Here is a 15,185-nt window from a genome sequence, read left to right as displayed (position 1 = left end):
CTTTTCCCGATGCCGCCCCCGCTTCATTGTGCTGCCGCATCAACCGTTGCCCCGGCGGTTGTGGCATTTCTGATGAATTCCGTACACGTTTTTCCGCGCCGGGGGCCCATGACACGCTGGTCGACTCGAGTTCTGCGAACCGATTCGATCACAGGGCGGACCGGGATGCATGGCCGAACCATCCGGGTCGCCCGGCGGACACCTTCTCCAGCCGGGCGCGACCACTTCGTGGCAGGTCCACGCAGCGCCGCAGGCGCTGCACATCCAACAGACCATTACCATGGGGCATGCAGCGGATTCCGCGCAACCGCGTGGGCCGCACCGGCCCGGGGGCCGACGACACGATTTGACACACCGACCAGAGGACTGACGAGACCCGTGCCTGCGCTGACACTGACGAGGTTGCTACGGATTGGTGAGGGTCGCATTGTCAAGCGGCTCTCGCATTTCGCCGACCAGGTCCTCGCCCTCGAACCGGAGTACGAGGACCTCAGCGACCTGGAGCTACGGGCCAAAACCGACGAGTTCCGCGAGCGGTACGCCGAGATGGTCGAGGACGGCGAGACCGATCCGCTCGGCCAGCTGATGGCGGAGGCGTTCGCCGTCGCGCGGGAGGCGTCCTGGCGGGTGCTCAGCCAGAAGCACTACAAGGTGCAGATCATGGGCGGCGCCGCGCTGCACACCGGCAACATCGCCGAGATGAAGACCGGTGAGGGCAAGACCCTCACCTGTGTGCTGCCCGCCTACCTGAACGCGCTCAGCGGCGACGGCGTGCACGTCGTCACGGTGAACGACTACCTCGCCAAGCGCGACGCGGAGTGGATGGGCCGCGTGCACCGCTTCCTCGGCCTCGAGGTCGGCGTGATCCTGTCCGGCATGAGCCCCGCGCAGCGGCGGGTGGCCTACAACGCCGACATCACCTACGGCACGAACAACGAGTTCGGCTTCGACTACCTGCGTGACAACATGACGCACTCGCTCGACGACCTGGTGCAGCGCGGGCACAACTTCGCCATCGTCGACGAGGTCGACTCCATCCTCATCGACGAGGCGCGCACCCCGCTGATCATCTCCGGGCCCGCCGACGCCTCGTCGAAGTGGTACGCCGAGTTCGCGCGGATCGCGCCGCTGCTGAAGAAGGACCTGCACTACGAGGTCGACATCAAGAAGCGCACGATCGGCGTGCACGAGGCCGGCGTCGAGTTCGTCGAGGACCAACTCGGCATCGACAACCTCTACGAGGCCGCCAACTCGCCGCTGGTGAGCTACCTGAACAACGCCGTCAAGGCCAAGGAGCTCTACACCCGCGACAAGGACTACATCGTCCGCGACGGCGAGGTGATCATCGTCGACGAGTTCACCGGCCGCATCCTGGTCGGCCGCCGCTACAACGAGGGCATGCACCAGGCGATCGAGGCCAAGGAAGGGGTGGAGATCCAGCCGGAGAACCAGACCCTGGCCACCATCACCCTGCAGAACTATTTCCGCCTCTACGACAAGTTGTCCGGCATGACCGGTACCGCCGAGACCGAGGCCGCCGAGCTGCACCAGATCTACAGCCTCGGCGTGGTCCCCATCCCGACCAACAAGCCGATGATCCGCGCCGACCAGTCCGACCTGATCTACAAGACGGAGGAGGCCAAGTTCTCCGCCGTGGTCGACGACGTCACCGAGCGCCACGAGAACGGCCAGCCGGTGCTGATCGGCACCACCAGCGTCGAGCGCTCGGAGTACCTGTCCAAGCAGTTCACCAAGCGCGGCATTCCGCACAACGTGCTGAACGCGAAGTTCCACGAGAAGGAAGCGGAGATCATCGCCGAGGCGGGCCGGCCGGGCGCGGTGACCGTCGCGACGAACATGGCCGGCCGCGGTACCGACATCGTGCTCGGCGGCAACCCGGACATCATCGCCGACATCCTGCTGCGCAAGCAGGGGCTGGACCCGGTCGAGACGCCGGAGGAGTACGAGCGCGCCTGGCTGCCCACCCTGGACCAGGTCAAGGCCCAGACCGCCGAGGACGCCGAGTTGGTGCGCGAGGCGGGCGGCCTCTATGTGCTCGGCACCGAGCGGCACGAGTCGCGCCGCATCGACAACCAGCTGCGCGGCCGCTCCGGCCGACAGGGCGACCCGGGCGAGTCCCGCTTCTACCTGTCGCTGGGCGACGAGCTGATGCGCCGATTCAACGGCGCCGCGCTGGAAGCGATCATGACGCGGCTGAACCTGCCCGACGACGTGCCGATCGAGGCGAAGATGGTCTCCAAGGCCATCAAGAGCGCGCAGACGCAGGTCGAGCAGCAGAACTTCGAGATCCGCAAGAACGTCCTCAAGTACGACGAGGTGATGAACCAGCAGCGCACCGTCATCTACGGCGAGCGCGATCGGATCCTGCGCGGCGAGGACATGGAGGGCCAGGTCCAGAGCATGATCACCGATGTGATCACCGCCTACGTGGACGGCGCCACCGCCGAGGGCTATGTCGAGGACTGGGATCTGGAGAAGCTGTGGACGGCGCTGAAGACGCTGTACCCGGTGAGCCTGGACTACCGGGACCTGACCGGCGAGACCGAGGTCGGCGAGGCGGGCGAGCTCACGCGCGAGGAGTTGCTCGAGGCGCTGCTGGACGACGCGCACGACGCCTACGAGCGCCGCGAAGCCGAGATCGACGGCCTGGCGGGCGAGGGCAGCATGCGCAATCTGGAACGGCAGGTGCTGCTGTCGGTGCTCGACCGCAAGTGGCGTGAGCATCTCTACGAGATGGACTACCTCAAGGAGGGCATCGGCCTGCGGGCCATGGCGCAGCGCGACCCGTTGGTGGAGTACCAGCGCGAGGGCTTCGACATGTTCACCGCGATGCTCGACGGCCTCAAGGAGGAGTCGGTCGGCTTCCTGTTCAACCTGCAGGTCGAGGTGCAGCAGCCGCAGCCGGAAGGCGTCGCCGTCGGCCAGGGTCTTCGTTCGCCGGTGGGAGCGATGACCGCTCCGCGCCCGCTGCCCACCGAGGAGGCTCAGGTCGCCAACGGCCACGCCGCACCGGCGGCCCTGCGCGCCAGGGGTATCGATGACACCGCCCCGCGCGGTTTCAGCTACTCCGGCCCCGACGAGGGCGGCCGCGCCGCGGTACACAGCGACGCCGAGGAGTACGGCGTGGACGGTGGGCCGCAGCCCACCCGTCGCGAGCGCCGCGAGGCCGCCCGCGCGGAGGCGAAGGGACGTCGCGGCCCGAAGTCGCGCCGTCGTCACTGATCCGCTGAATCACGAAGGCGCTCAGGATTTCCTGGGCGCCTTCGTTGTTTTCCGTATGTCGAAGCGTCTTCGCAAGGGGGATTTACCGTCGTGTCTGCGTGTTACCCCGAACCACACCCGAACGGTGGGCGAGTCAGGAGGACCACGACGGCCTGGCCCCGCCGACGAAGTTGGAGTGCTTCTGGATTCCGCTGACCGCCGCGCATGTGCTGCAAAGTGGGCAGAGCGCGATGATCGGTCGGCTTTTCGACTGAGTCTCGACGGCCTGCCGAGGCGATTACCAGGGATCGTTGGAGTTCAGGGCGACCAGCAGGCGGCGGATGGCCGCCACCCGGTGTTCCTTGCCCGGCAATTGGTCCAGCGCGCATTCGGGATCGGCGGGCGGACCGAGATGGGTGCAGCCCCGCGGACAGTCCTCGATAGCGTCGGCGAGGTCGGTGAACGCGGCGATGACGTCGTCCGGCGTGATGTGCGCCAGACCGAACGACCGCACGCCCGGCGTGTCGATGACCCACCCGCCGCCGGGTAGCGGGAGCGCGACCGATTGGGTGGAGGTGTGCTTGCCCTTGCCCACCCCGGATACCTCGCCCACGGCCCGCTCCGCCTCCGGCACAAGGCGATTCACCAGCGTGGACTTGCCCACGCCGGAGTGGCCGATCAGCGCGGTGAGGTGATCGGTGAGCAGATCGAGTACCGCATCGAGCGGATCGTCGATGCCGCCGTAGACGATGGTGAGGTCGAGATCGTCGAAAGCGGCGGCGAATTCGGAATCGGCCGCCAGATCGTGTTTGGTCAAGCACAGAACCGGTTGCAGCCCACCGGCGTACGCGGCGACCATGGCGCGTTCCACGAAGCCGGTGCGCGGAGGCGGGTCGGCGAGCGCGACCACGATGAACAGCCGCTCCGCGTTGCCGACCACGATGCGCTCGAACGGATCGGTGTCGTCGGCGGTGCGGCGCAGCACCGTCCGGCGGTCGGCGACCCGGACGATGCGCGCGAGGGTATCCGGTCGCCCGGACAGGTCGCCGACCACGTCCACCTGGTCGCCGACCACGATCGGAGTGCGGCCCAGTTCGCGGGCGCGCATCGCGACGATGCGGCGATCCGGATCGCCGCCGAGCACACATCCCCACCGGCCCCGGTCGACCGAGACCACCATGGCCGGCTCGGCGTCGCTGTGCTGCGGCCGGGTCTTGGTGCGGGGACGGGAGCTACGCCCCGGACGAACCCGGACATCGGATTCGTCGTAGCTGGACGCGGATCGTCGTCCCCGGCTCAGTGCGCCGCTCCTTCGTCGGATAGCGCGGGCGCGAGCATCTGCTCCCACAAAGCGACGAAGTTCGGCAGCGTCTTGGCCGTGGTCCCGATGTCCTCGATCTCGACGCCGGGCACCCGGAGGCCGAGAATGGCTCCCGCCGTGGCCATCCGGTGATCGGCGTAGGAGTGCCACCTGCCGCCGTGCAGTTCGGTGGGCACGATCTCCAGTCCGTCCTCGGTCTCGGTCACCTTGCCGCCGAGGCGGTTGATCTCGGTGGACAGCGCGGCCAGCCGGTCGGTCTCGTGCCCGCGCAGATGGGAGATGCCGCGCAGCACGGACGGGGAGTCGGCCAGCGCGGCCAGCGCGGCGACGGTGGGCGTCAGCTCACCTACGTCGTGCAGGTCGATATCGATGCCTGCGAGCCGGTCGGGGCCGTGCACGGTGAGCACGCCGTCGAAGATTCGCGCTTCCGCGCCCATCCGCACGAGGATCTCGCGGATGACGTCGCCCGGCTGGGTGGTCAGCCGCGGCCAGTGCGGGATGCTGACCGTGCCGCCCGTGATCGCGGCCGCGGCCAGGAACGGGGTGGCGTTGGACAGGTCCGGCTCGATCTCCCAGTCCACGGCGCGGATCGGCCCGTGCTCCACGGTCCAGGTCTGCGCCTTGAAGCTGTCCGCGGGCGCCTGCACCCGCACGTCGGCGCGCCGCAGCATCTCCACGGTCATCTCGATGTGCGGCATCGAGGGCAGCGCCTTGCCGTCGTGGTGCACCACCAGTCCCTCGTCGAAGCGCGCGGCCGACAGCAGCAGGCCCGAGACGAACTGCGACGACCCGGACGCGTCGATCGTCACGGTGCCGCCGCGCAGGGCGCCCTTGCCGTGCACGGTAAACGGCAGTGCGTCGCCGTCGATATCGGCGCCGAGCGAGCGCAGCGCGTCCAGGATCGTGCGCAGCGGCCGGATCCTGGCCTGTTCGTCACCGTCGAACGCGACATCGCCCGACGCCAGGGCGGCGACCGGCGGCAGGAAGCGCATCACCGTGCCGGCGAGCCCGCAGTCGACCGTGCCGCCGCCCAACGGCGCCGGGGTGACGGTCAACGTGTCGCCCGCGCCCTCGATGCCCGCACCGAGCGCGCGCAGCGCGGCGATCATCAGGTTCGTGTCCCGGCTGCGCAGCGCACCGGTGATGGTGGACGGACCGTCGGCCAGTGCGGCCAGGATGAGCGCCCGGTTCGTGATCGATTTCGATCCGGGCAGGGTCACGGTCGCGTGTACGGGGACCTCGACATGGGGCGCTGGCCAGAAGTTCACTCGTCCATCATCACACGGTGCTAGTTTTCCAGCGCCTGCGGCGCTGGGTGTTCGCGGCCCTCTTGTGGCGCGCGTGTGCGCGCCCGACGCTTGCTCCTTCGTCGCGTACGCGGCGGCCGTGCACACGCGAGCCGGGCCGCGAACGGGCGGATGCTCGGTCTCGCTTCGCTCGAAACTGGGAGTTGCGGTGCGCTGGGAGCGTAGGTGTCGGAGCTTGCTATCGAGTGCATGCCGTTTGTTATGGCCGGCACCGGCTCAGTCCGACTGCCGCTTGTTCCTTTGTCGCCTGCTGTGCTGGTGTTCGCGGCTGCTTGGTGGCTCGCCGGCACCGATCGGCGGGTGTCACCTACGGCACGGGCCGGGTGCTCGACGAGGTCGAGTGCCCGGCCCGTGCCGTGGGATTCCTACTTGTGCCGTCCGTGCAGGAACGGGACGAGCTTGCGCAGCAGCTTCATCGTGGAGTCGGTGCGGCTGTAGCTCAGCAGCGCCATACCGGGAACGGTGAAGCGCTGCACCGCGATCGAGTGCGGACGGGTGAACTCGCGCAGACCCGGTTCGCCGTGGATGCGGCCGATGCCGGAATCGCCGACGCCGCCGAAGGGCAGGCCGGGGATGGCGGCGAAGGCGAGCACCGAGTTCACCGAGGTGGCGCCGACGCGCAGCCTGCGCGCGATGTCCAGGCCGTTCTTCTTCGAGTAGACCGCCGAGGACAGGCCGTACTTGGAGTTGTTGGCCAGTTCCACCGCCTCGTCGACGCCGTCGACGGTGCGGATGGTGATGGTCGGGCCGAAGGTCTCCTCGGCCACCGCCTCGGAGTTCTCGTCCACGTCGACCAGTACGACCGGTTCGATGAACGGCGCCTTGACCGACTCGGGGCCGCCGAGCACCGCGGTGCCGCCGTTCTTCAGCGCGTCGTCGATATGGCGGCGCACGATGTCGATCTGGCTCGGCATGGTCATCGGGCCGTAGGCGGCCTTGTCGCCGGAGCCGGGCTTGATGTCGGTGAGGATGCGCTTGACCTCCGCGACGAACTCCTCGCGCACCGAGCGGTCGACGTAGACCCGCTCGACGCCCGCGCAGGTCTGACCGCTGTTGGCGGTGGCGCCCCAAGCGACCGCGTCCGCCGCGGCCTTGATGTCGGCGTCGGCGGCGACGATCACCGCGTCCTTGCCGCCGCACTCCAGCAGCACGGGGGTGAGCCGTTCGGCGGCGGCGGCCATGATCCGCTTACCCGTGGCGGTGGAGCCGGTGAACGCGATTTTGTCGACGTCCGAGCGGACCAGCGCCGCACCCGTGGCGCCATACCCGTTGATCGTGCTGAACACGCCCTCGGGCAGTTCACGATTGGCTTCGGCGAAAGCGTCGGCGAGGAAATTGCCGATGCCGGTGGAGTACTCGCTCGGCTTGAACACGACGGTGTTGCCCGCGGCCAGCGCGTAGGCGATGGAACCGTTCGGTGTGTAGACCGGGTAGTTCCACGGGCCGATCACGCCGACGACACCGAGCGGGCGCTGCTCGAGCCGGGCGCTGAAGTTCGACATCAGCGCGCCAGGGGAGACCCGCTTGGGGCCGAGCACCTTCTTGGCGTTCTTGGCCGCCCAGGAGATGTGCTCGAGCGCGAGCATCAATTCCAGGAAGGCGTCGTCGAGCGGCTTGCCGTTCTCCGCGTGGATCAGGGCGCAGAATTCCTCCGATTTCTGCACCAGCTTGCTCGACCAGCGCAGCAGATGCGTGCGCCGCTCATCGAAACTCAGCGCGCCCCAGGTGGCGGCCGCTGCGCGAGCCTTGGCGACCGCGGCGGCCACCGCGGCGTCGTCGGCGATGACGTGCGTGCCGATCACCTCGCCTGTCGCCGGATTGACCGACGTCAGTGCCGTATCGTGATCGGCCGGTTTGGTGTCGGTGGATGTCACAGTGGTTCTCCTCTTGCCGTCTGCGGTCGACGGTCGATGCGCATGTCCGAGTGGACGGGCAGCCCGTCCTCCGATGAGAGAATGCTATGCCACAACTCTCAACAGGTCACCAGCTATGCACCAATTGTCCCCGACGCTGTCGGTGGCGAGTGGGACTATCGGGATATGTGCGGACGATATGCGACCACGACCAATCCCGGCAGGCTCGCGGTGGAGTTGGATGCGCTCGACGAGACCGGCGCGGCCGACGAGAGCTCGTTCACCAATTACAACGTCGCTCCGACGACGCAGGTGCTCACCGTGGTCGAGCGGCACGACCGAGACCACGAAGACGACGACCCGAAACTGCGTATCCGGCGCATGCGCTGGGGCCTGATCCCGGTATGGACCAAAGCGGCCGAGCCCGGTGTACCGGTCAAAGGCAAACCGCTGTTCAACGCCCGCGCCGACAAGGCCGCCACCACGCCGTCCTTCCGTGACGCGGTGAAGTCCCGGCGCTGCCTGGTGCCGATGGATGGCTGGTACGAGTGGGTCGTCGAGCCGAACGGCGAGAAAGGCAAAGCCGCCAAGCATCCCTACTACATGGCCAACGCGGACGGTTCCCGTCTCTACATGGCAGGCCTGTGGTCGGTCTGGCGCGACCGGTCGCAACCGGAGAGCCGACCGCTGCTGTCGTGCACCATTCTCACCACCGACGCGGTCGGCGACCTCACCCGCATCCACGACCGGATGCCGCTGCCCATGCCACGGGAACACTGGGACGCGTGGCTGGACCCGGATCACCCGGCCCCGGCGAGCCTGCTGGAGACGCCGTCCGAGGAGACGGTCGCCGCCATCGTGCCCCGCCCGGTCCCATCCCTGGTCAACAGCGTGCGCAACAACGGCCCCGAACTGCTCGCCCCGGTGGACGATCAAAAGGAAGCAGAGCAGATCACCCTGCTGTGAGCGCCGGCTACCCCACCGCCGGATCCCGCGCCGCCGCAGGCACATGGGGCGTGCCGTGCTGGATCGGCGTGCAATCGGACATCCGCACCGCTTGAATCTCCACCACGAACGAGCGCCCGGGTCCGACAACGGAATGGCTTGCTGCGCCCAGGTGATGGCGGCCGTGGCTCGTCCGCAGTCGGCTCAACGCGTCCGAGCGGCTGCCGCGTTCGCGGCCCGGCTCGTGTCCGAGTGGCCGCCGCGTAGGCGACGAAGGAGCAAGCGGCGGTCACTCGGACACGAGCCATAAAGGGGCCGCGAACACGCAGCGCCGAAGGCGCTGCAAAAATCACAGACTGCACTTGACGCTGGGTGAAGCGATATTCAAGCCGCACTTGATGATTCCGGCGACCAAGTCGATCAGCTTGGTGGTGACATTGCCGCTGAGCTTCTCGGCTTTCCCGGACTTGTCGTCGCTCTTCGAACCCTGACCGCCGAAGTCGAACACGGAATCGCTGACCTGCGTGATCTGCGGGCTGTCCGGCGCGGCGGCTGCCTCGGGGGCGAGGAGCGTTACCGAACCGAGAGCCAAGACGAGAGCTCCGAACAACGCGACGATCACGGTGCGCACACGCTGCTGCGTAGACATTCGCATCACATCCTCGAGTCGGGTCTATCTGGCCAGTTCAGTAACGCACAGATCGCGGCGATCGTGGCGGAATTACGCGGATGTCACGGGCGCGGTCACCGCGGCGGTCAGCCGGACCAGGTCGGCGGGCGCGAGCTCGATCTCCAGTCCGCGCCGTCCGGCGCTGCACAGCATCCGGTCCCAGGCCAACGCCGAGTCGTCGATCACGGTGGGCAGCCGTTTGCGCTGACCGAGCGGGGAGATGCCGCCGAGGACGTATCCGGTCGTCTTCTCCGCTCGCGTCTTGTCCGCCATGCTCGCCTTCGACGCGCCCAGCGCCGCCGCCGCGGCTTTGAGCGACAACGTGTTCGGCACCGGAAGCACGGCCACCGCGAGCGCGCCGGTGGCCAATTCGATGACCAGGGTCTTGAAGATCTGCTCGGCCGCGACTCCGAGTTCGGCGCCCAGCGCGTCGACCGCCTCGGTGCCGTAGGAGTCGGAGCGCGGATCGTGCTTGTAGGCGTGCACGCGATGGGACACCTTCGCCTGGGTCAACGCGCGGATCGCGGGAGTCGAGCCTGCTGCCATGGGCCAAACCCTAACGGCGGCTGTGACCCTGCCCGCAACGGGATTTCCTGCAAATTCGCCGGGAGCCGGTGGCGGGTGGGAACACCGGACGCGTCGCGCATGTTGTAGCCGGTACACCGCGCTCGGAATGATTTCCACCGCGTGAGCAGGCCCTATGGAGACGTGAAGGAGATGCCTGTGCCCGTGCTGCTCGATGACCGCCCGGTAGGGACCGACGTGTCCCCGACCGACGGCGGATTCTCCTTCGATGTGCCGATGCCGGTAGATTTGGCAGGTACGGCGATCGAAGGGACAGGTGTGACGAGCGACGATGACGTGGCGGCCGACGATGTCGCCGCCGTCGACGATGCCGAGCTGGCGCAGCGGTTCGAACGGGACGCGCTCCCGCTGCTCGACCAGCTCTACGGCGCCGCGCTGCGCATGACCAGGAACCCGGCGGATGCCGAGGACCTGGTCCAGGAGACCTACGTGAAGGCCTACCAGGGCTTCAAGTCGTTCCGGGAGGGCACCAATCTGCGTGCCTGGCTGTACCGGATCCTGACCAACACCTACATCAACTCCTACCGCAAGAAGCAGCGCCAGCCCGCGCAGTATCCGACCGACGAGATCACCGACTGGCAGCTGGCGGCGACCGCCGAGCACACGTCGCAGGGGCTGCGCTCGGCCGAGGTCGAGGCGCTGGACGCGCTACCGGACGACGACATCAAGGCCGCGTTGCAGGAACTGCCTGAGGAGTTCCGCATGGCGGTGTACTACGCCGACGTCGAGGGTTTCCCGTACAAGGAAATCGCCGACATCATGGGCACTCCCATCGGTACGGTGATGTCCCGGCTGCACCGCGGCCGGAAGCAACTGAAGGGTTTGCTCGCCGATGTCGCGCGCGAGCGTGGATTCAACCGTTCGGGGGAACGCCAGGAGGTCAAGCAGTGAGTACCGAGCGGGACCCCGACATGGAGCTCGACTGCACGGCGGTGCTCGCCGACGTGTGGCTGATGCTGGACGGCGAGTGCGACGACGCGACTCGGGAACGATTGCAGCACCACATGGAGCACTGCAGTCCGTGTATCGAGGCCTACGGCATCGAGGAGAAGGTCAAGAGCCTGCTGAGCCGCAAATGTGGCGGTGATCGCGCACCCGAGTCGCTGCGTGAGCGCCTGACCATCGAGATCCGCCGGACGACCGTGACCACGGAGACTTCGGTCGAGACCTCCGACTGAAGAAGGCGAAGGTACGCATCGCCGATCCGCGAAACGCGAGCGGCACGCCTCCCTGCTGGAAGTGCGTGCCGCTTCGTGCTTGCGGGCCGAGCGTAGCGCTCAGGCGTTGGGCCGCTTGCCGTGGTTGGCCGCGTTTCCCTTGCGGCTACGCTTCTTACGTCCGCGCTTACCCATGAGTAGTCTCCCTTCTGATTGAAGGCCATTCTTTCACGTGTGGTTGGCTGTACCGTCAGCGGATGCAGGCCAACGAGGATATGGGGTGTCATGGCTGAGCAAGTACTCGCCGAGCTGGTGTCGGTCGTCTACCAGGTGGTCGCCGAGGAAGGCGACGAAGTCCAGGAGGGCGACACCCTGGTGATCCTCGAGTCGATGAAAATGGAGATCCCGGTGGTCGCGGAGTCCAGTGGCACGGTGACCTCGATCGGTGTCAAGGAAGGCGACGCGATCAAGGCGGGCCACCTCATCGCGGTCATCTCCTGATCGATTGCGGCGGTAGATCTGCATGGCGACACTGAGCGAGCTGCTGGCCGAGCACACCGACCTACCCGGCGTCGCCGTGGATCATCTGCAGCGCGTGGTGGGCGATTGGCAGTTGCTGTCCGATCTGTCCTTCGCCGATCTGCTGCTGTGGGTCGGTGCGGGACCGGTGACGGACGGCGCGGACATCGTCTGCGTCGCGCAGTGCCGTCCCACCACCGCGCCCACCGTGCACCAGGAGGACCTGGTGGGCACGGTCGCGCTGCGGACCGACCATCCGCAGGTGTTCGAGGCGCTGCTCACCGGCAAGACCGTACGAGCCGACAGTGAGGTCGAGGCCTCCGGCGTCTATCACCCGCATCCGGTGCCCGCGGTCCGCGAGGCCATACCGGTGCGCTGCGGCGACGACGTGATCGCGGTGCTGAGCAGGGACACCGATCGGCAACGCTCCCGGGTGCGCAGTCAGCTGGAGAGCGCCTACGTGGCGTGCGCGGACGATCTGTGCCAGATGATCGCCGACGGCACCTTCCCGACCACCGAGGATCGCGCGGCCACCCATTCCAGCCCGCGCGCGGGGGACGGATTCATCCGGCTCGACACCGAGGGCATCGTCGTCTACGCCAGCCCGAACGCGCTGTCGGCCTACCACCGGATGGGTTTGCAGGCCGACTTGGCAGGCCAGGATCTCGCCGTCACCACCCGTTCGCTGATCACCGACCCGTTCGATGCCCAGGAAGTGGTCGGCGACATCCAAGCCGCCCTGGCCGGGCGGACCGGACGCCGGATGGAGGTGGAGGCGCGCGGAGCCACCGTGCTGCTGCGCACCCTCGTGTTGCGCCCGCACGGTGAGCTGGCCGGCGCCGCGGTGCTCGTCCGCGACGTCACCGAGGTCAAGCGGCGCGATCGCGCGCTGCTGAGCAAGGACGCCACCATCCGGGAGATCCACCACCGGGTCAAGAACAACTTGCAGACCGTCGCCGCGCTGCTGCGCCTGCAGGCTCGCCGCACCGAGAACGAGGAGGCGCAGGTCGCGCTCACCGAATCGGTGCGCAGGGTCACCTCCATCGCCTCGGTGCACGAGATGCTGTCGATGTCGGTGGACGAAGAGGTCGATCTCGACGAGGTCGTGGACCGGCTGCTGCCGATCATGGCCGACGTGGCCACGGTGCACACCACGCGCATCAAGGTGCGCCGCGCCGGTTCGCTCGGCGTCTTCTCCGCCGAACGCGCCACCCCCTTGGTGATGGTGCTCACCGAACTGGTGCAGAACGCCATCGAGCATGCCTTCGACTCGGGCGAAAACGGCACGGTGACAATCCGTTCCGAGCGTTCGGCCCGCTGGCTCGACGTGATCATCAGCGATGACGGCCGCGGTCTGCCGCCCGGGTTCAGCCTGGAGTCCTCCGATCGGCTCGGCCTCCAGATCGTCCGCACCTTGGTGACGGCCGAACTCGGCGGCTCCATCGGCTTGCACCCCGGCGCCGACATCGGTACCGATGCCGTCCTTCGCGTTCCGCTGGGCCGACGTTCCGGCCGCTGACCAGTGCGTTCGGGCCGTGAGCTGCGGCTCGCGTTGATCATCGCGTCAAGTCGTGCCGGGCAGCGCCGTAGTTTCGATAGCCGGGAGCGGGCGGTGCCGGATCCGTCGCCCGCGCTATCGGTCGTGCCCGCTGCGCGCTGTTGCTCGGATGTCGCGGAAAGGCCATTCTCGGACGCGGTGTGCGGCTTGCGGCACGGTTACTTCCCGAATGTCCGCAACGAGTGGAATGCGAGGTGTCGCACTGATTCGCGACCGTCCCAACCCGCTTGGAAACCAACCACTTTCCCACAAGTTCCGCTCGTCCGCGAGTCGAACCGCGGCCCGCGCCGCGCTCTGATCCGCGCTGCCGATATTGCCGTCCGGCGAACCGCATTGGTCGGCTTCCGGATTCGTCGCGAAGCGAGACCGGTCATTTCCAGTTCGCGGACGAGCGTGCAAAAACAACACAGCCCGGCACCTTTGGGTGCCGGGCTGAAATGCGTTACCGGGCCGGGCTGAATGGCCCGGTAAGGCCGGTCGTCTGGAGATCAGACGACGGTGCGGGTGCGGGTGCGCGCGTTGCGACGCTTGAGCGCGCGGCGCTCGTCCTCGCTCATACCACCCCACACGCCGGCGTCTTGTCCGGACTTCAGGGCCCAGGACAGGCAGTCGGCGGTTACGGGGCAGCGAGCGCAGACCAGCTTGGCATCGGCAATCTGCGCGAGCGCCGGACCACTGTTACCCACGGGGAAAAACAGCTCGGGGTCCTCATCGCGACAGATGGCCTTGTGGCGCCAGTCCATTCCTCTGCTCCTTTGCTGGGCGCCGCGCAGGGCGCCGATGGTTTGTGGTTCGTTCACTTGTGCGACTCGAATGTTTCCGCACGGTTGCTTGTGAATGCTTTCACGAACACCGTAGATGTCAATAGGCACGCGGTGCACCGTGGGGAAGCTCACGCTCTGAAGGCCCCCGCTGTGGGGAAGCCTGCCCGGTCCTTTGTACTCGCTCTATCGGGATTTCGCACCACTAACCGCGATGTTTTTCCCGGTGTTTCGCCGCTCAGCGCGGTCTCGGCGCGACGACGGCCAGGACATCGGGCACGGCAGTGAAATCCACCACGTTGCGCTTCCCGATGAAGTCGCCATCGATTTGCAGGCCGATCGGTTCTTTGGACTCGATTCGTACGGCGGGAACGTCGTCTTCGCGAAATAAATTGCGGGACTTGGGATTCCCGTTGGCCGCCAGGAGCTGGCGCGCGAGCAGGAGCGTCGGGAGGACGGCCATGGAGCGCACCGCAAACACTCCGAGGCCCGTTTCGAACCGGGTGCCGGGGTTGGTGTGCACCGGCGTGGCATTCAGATATGTCCACGGTGTGGTGTTGGTAACGAAGGCGTAATGCACCTCGTCCACGGGCTCCCGGCCGGGAATTTCGACCCGAACGCCGGGTTCCTTGCGCTTTGCCCGGAAGAATTGTCGCACGGTTGTTCGAACGTAGCGTGCCGGAGTGGCGGCGCGGCCGCGGGCGCGGCTCGCGTCGATCGCCTCGCAGACGTCGGCGTCGAGTCCGACGCCTGCGCTGAAGCAGAACCAGCGGTCGTCGGCCAGCCCGAGACCGATCCGGCGATCGGCGTCCAGCGTGAGCAGGTCGATGAGCTGGTTGGTCGCGGTCACCGGGTCGGGGGAGATGCCGAGCGCCCTGGCGAAGACGTTGGCCGAGCCGCCCGGGATCACGCCCAGGCGTGGCAACCAGGCTTGACCGTCGTCGAGGACGGGCAGCGGCAGAAAGCCGTTGACGGTCTCGTTGACCGTCCCATCGCCACCGTGCACGACGATCAGGTCCATCTCGTTCGTGGCTGCCCATTGGGCCAGTTCCGCGGCGTGGCCGCGATGCTGGGTATGCGCAACGGTCAGCTGAGTGCGGCTCTCCAACGCGTGCGCGAGTAGGTCCCGGGTCGCCGGTGTCGTCGAGGTGGCATTCGGGTTCACGATCAGCAGCGTCCGCACGATGGCAGCCTAGTTGGCGGCCGACCGGCCCTGGAAAAGCGGCGAGCGATGCGCCGGATGCCGTTGCCCGGCATACGCCAGGACGATGACGCGGACCAGCGGGG

14 protein-coding genes are annotated in these 15,185 nt (G+C 67.5%); 6 read left to right on the top strand and 8 right to left on the bottom strand.

What is annotated here, in order from left to right:
• Positions 1-378: 378 nt before the first annotated feature.
• Positions 379-3,243 (top strand): preprotein translocase subunit SecA, encoded by a 2,865-nt coding sequence (gene secA / locus ACIA5H_RS21345; RefSeq protein WP_379254935.1) that lies wholly within the window; start codon positions 379-381, stop codon positions 3,241-3,243.
• A 277-nt stretch (positions 3,244-3,520) separates the two neighbouring features.
• Here the strand turns inward: secA and rsgA are convergent, their stop codons facing one another.
• The 3 genes from rsgA to ACIA5H_RS21330 all read right to left on the bottom strand — a co-directional run bounded on the left by rsgA (position 3,521) and on the right by ACIA5H_RS21330 (position 7,724).
• Entirely contained in the window at positions 3,521-4,402 is an 882-nt protein-coding gene (gene rsgA, locus ACIA5H_RS21340; protein ID WP_397077139.1) for a ribosome small subunit-dependent GTPase A, read from the bottom strand.
• A 116-nt stretch (positions 4,403-4,518) separates the two neighbouring features.
• Positions 4,519-5,811 carry a 3-phosphoshikimate 1-carboxyvinyltransferase gene (aroA, locus tag ACIA5H_RS21335; RefSeq protein ID WP_379254938.1) on the bottom strand — a complete coding sequence of 431 codons (1,293 nt, stop codon included), beginning with the start codon at positions 5,809-5,811 and terminating at the stop codon, positions 4,519-4,521.
• A 404-nt stretch (positions 5,812-6,215) separates the two neighbouring features.
• Positions 6,216-7,724, bottom strand: a complete 1,509-nt coding sequence (locus ACIA5H_RS21330; protein ID WP_355077108.1) for an aldehyde dehydrogenase family protein — start codon at positions 7,722-7,724, stop codon at positions 6,216-6,218.
• Between the two features lie 165 nt (positions 7,725-7,889).
• On the opposite strand from ACIA5H_RS21330, the gene ACIA5H_RS21325 reads away from it, so the two are divergent.
• Positions 7,890-8,669 (top strand): SOS response-associated peptidase, encoded by a 780-nt coding sequence (locus tag ACIA5H_RS21325; RefSeq protein WP_356967377.1) that lies wholly within the window; start codon positions 7,890-7,892, stop codon positions 8,667-8,669.
• 328 nt (positions 8,670-8,997) lie between these two features.
• On the opposite strand, the gene ACIA5H_RS21320 is transcribed toward ACIA5H_RS21325, so the two are convergent.
• Positions 8,998-9,297, bottom strand: a complete 300-nt coding sequence (locus tag ACIA5H_RS21320; protein WP_379254941.1) for a hypothetical protein — start codon at positions 9,295-9,297, stop codon at positions 8,998-9,000.
• Between the two features lie 72 nt (positions 9,298-9,369).
• A complete protein-coding gene (gene ybaK / locus ACIA5H_RS21315; RefSeq protein WP_397077138.1) occupies positions 9,370-9,864 on the bottom strand; it encodes a Cys-tRNA(Pro) deacylase in 495 nt (164 codons plus the stop codon).
• A gap of 297 nt (positions 9,865-10,161) precedes the next feature.
• On the opposite strand from ybaK, the gene ACIA5H_RS21310 reads away from it, so the two are divergent.
• Complete coding sequence (locus tag ACIA5H_RS21310; RefSeq protein ID WP_051021205.1) at positions 10,162-10,794, top strand: sigma-70 family RNA polymerase sigma factor; 633 nt, start codon at positions 10,162-10,164, stop codon at positions 10,792-10,794.
• Positions 10,795-10,814: 20 nt separating this feature from the next.
• Positions 10,815-11,081: a mycothiol system anti-sigma-R factor gene (gene rsrA, locus ACIA5H_RS21305; protein WP_355077366.1), complete on the top strand. Its 267-nt coding sequence runs from the start codon at positions 10,815-10,817 to the stop codon at positions 11,079-11,081.
• A gap of 99 nt (positions 11,082-11,180) precedes the next feature.
• Here rsrA and ACIA5H_RS21300 read toward each other — a convergent pair whose 3' ends face one another.
• Positions 11,181-11,255, bottom strand: coding sequence for a 50S ribosomal protein bL37 (locus ACIA5H_RS21300; protein ID WP_022597109.1), 75 nt, complete (start codon positions 11,253-11,255; stop codon positions 11,181-11,183).
• Positions 11,256-11,345: 90 nt separating this feature from the next.
• Here ACIA5H_RS21300 and ACIA5H_RS21295 point away from each other — a divergent pair, with 90 nt between their 5' ends.
• Complete coding sequence (locus ACIA5H_RS21295; RefSeq protein WP_355077100.1) at positions 11,346-11,561, top strand: biotin/lipoyl-binding carrier protein; 216 nt, start codon at positions 11,346-11,348, stop codon at positions 11,559-11,561.
• A 22-nt stretch (positions 11,562-11,583) separates the two neighbouring features.
• A complete protein-coding gene (locus ACIA5H_RS21290) occupies positions 11,584-13,098 on the top strand; it encodes a sensor histidine kinase (RefSeq protein WP_397077137.1) in 1,515 nt (504 codons plus the stop codon).
• A 527-nt stretch (positions 13,099-13,625) separates the two neighbouring features.
• Here the strand turns inward: ACIA5H_RS21290 and ACIA5H_RS21285 are convergent.
• Both ACIA5H_RS21285 and ACIA5H_RS21280 read right to left on the bottom strand, forming a co-directional pair.
• A complete protein-coding gene (locus ACIA5H_RS21285; RefSeq protein WP_011211115.1) occupies positions 13,626-13,880 on the bottom strand; it encodes a WhiB family transcriptional regulator in 255 nt (84 codons plus the stop codon).
• 256 nt (positions 13,881-14,136) lie between these two features.
• Positions 14,137-15,081, bottom strand: coding sequence for a diacylglycerol/lipid kinase family protein (locus tag ACIA5H_RS21280; RefSeq protein ID WP_379254946.1), 945 nt, complete (start codon positions 15,079-15,081; stop codon positions 14,137-14,139).
• Positions 15,082-15,185: the final 104 nt, after the last annotated feature.

This window comes from Nocardia sp. NPDC051900 (assembly GCF_044452545.1).
Lineage (GTDB): Bacteria > Actinomycetota > Actinomycetes > Mycobacteriales > Mycobacteriaceae > Nocardia > Nocardia sichangensis.
This window is presented reverse-complemented; position numbering and strand designations above follow the sequence as displayed.

Bases quoted from the DNA above. Each gene is read 5' to 3' on its own strand.
- ACIA5H_RS21295 (WP_355077100.1), top strand. From the start codon at position 11,346: ATGGCTGAGCAAGTACTCGCCGAGCTGGTGTCGGTCGTCTACCAGGTG.
- ACIA5H_RS21325 (WP_356967377.1), top strand. From the start codon at position 7,890: ATGTGCGGACGATATGCGACCACGACCAATCCCGGCAGGCTCGCGGTG.
- rsrA (WP_355077366.1), top strand. From the start codon at position 10,815: ATGGAGCTCGACTGCACGGCGGTGCTCGCCGACGTGTGGCTGATGCTG.
- ACIA5H_RS21285 (WP_011211115.1), bottom strand. From the start codon at position 13,880: ATGGACTGGCGCCACAAGGCCATCTGTCGCGATGAGGACCCCGAGCTG.
- ACIA5H_RS21290 (WP_397077137.1), top strand. From the start codon at position 11,584: ATGGCGACACTGAGCGAGCTGCTGGCCGAGCACACCGACCTACCCGGC.
- rsgA (WP_397077139.1), bottom strand. From the start codon at position 4,402: ATGGTGGTCTCGGTCGACCGGGGCCGGTGGGGATGTGTGCTCGGCGGC.
- ACIA5H_RS21320 (WP_379254941.1), bottom strand. From the start codon at position 9,297: ATGTCTACGCAGCAGCGTGTGCGCACCGTGATCGTCGCGTTGTTCGGA.
- ybaK (WP_397077138.1), bottom strand. From the start codon at position 9,864: ATGGCAGCAGGCTCGACTCCCGCGATCCGCGCGTTGACCCAGGCGAAG.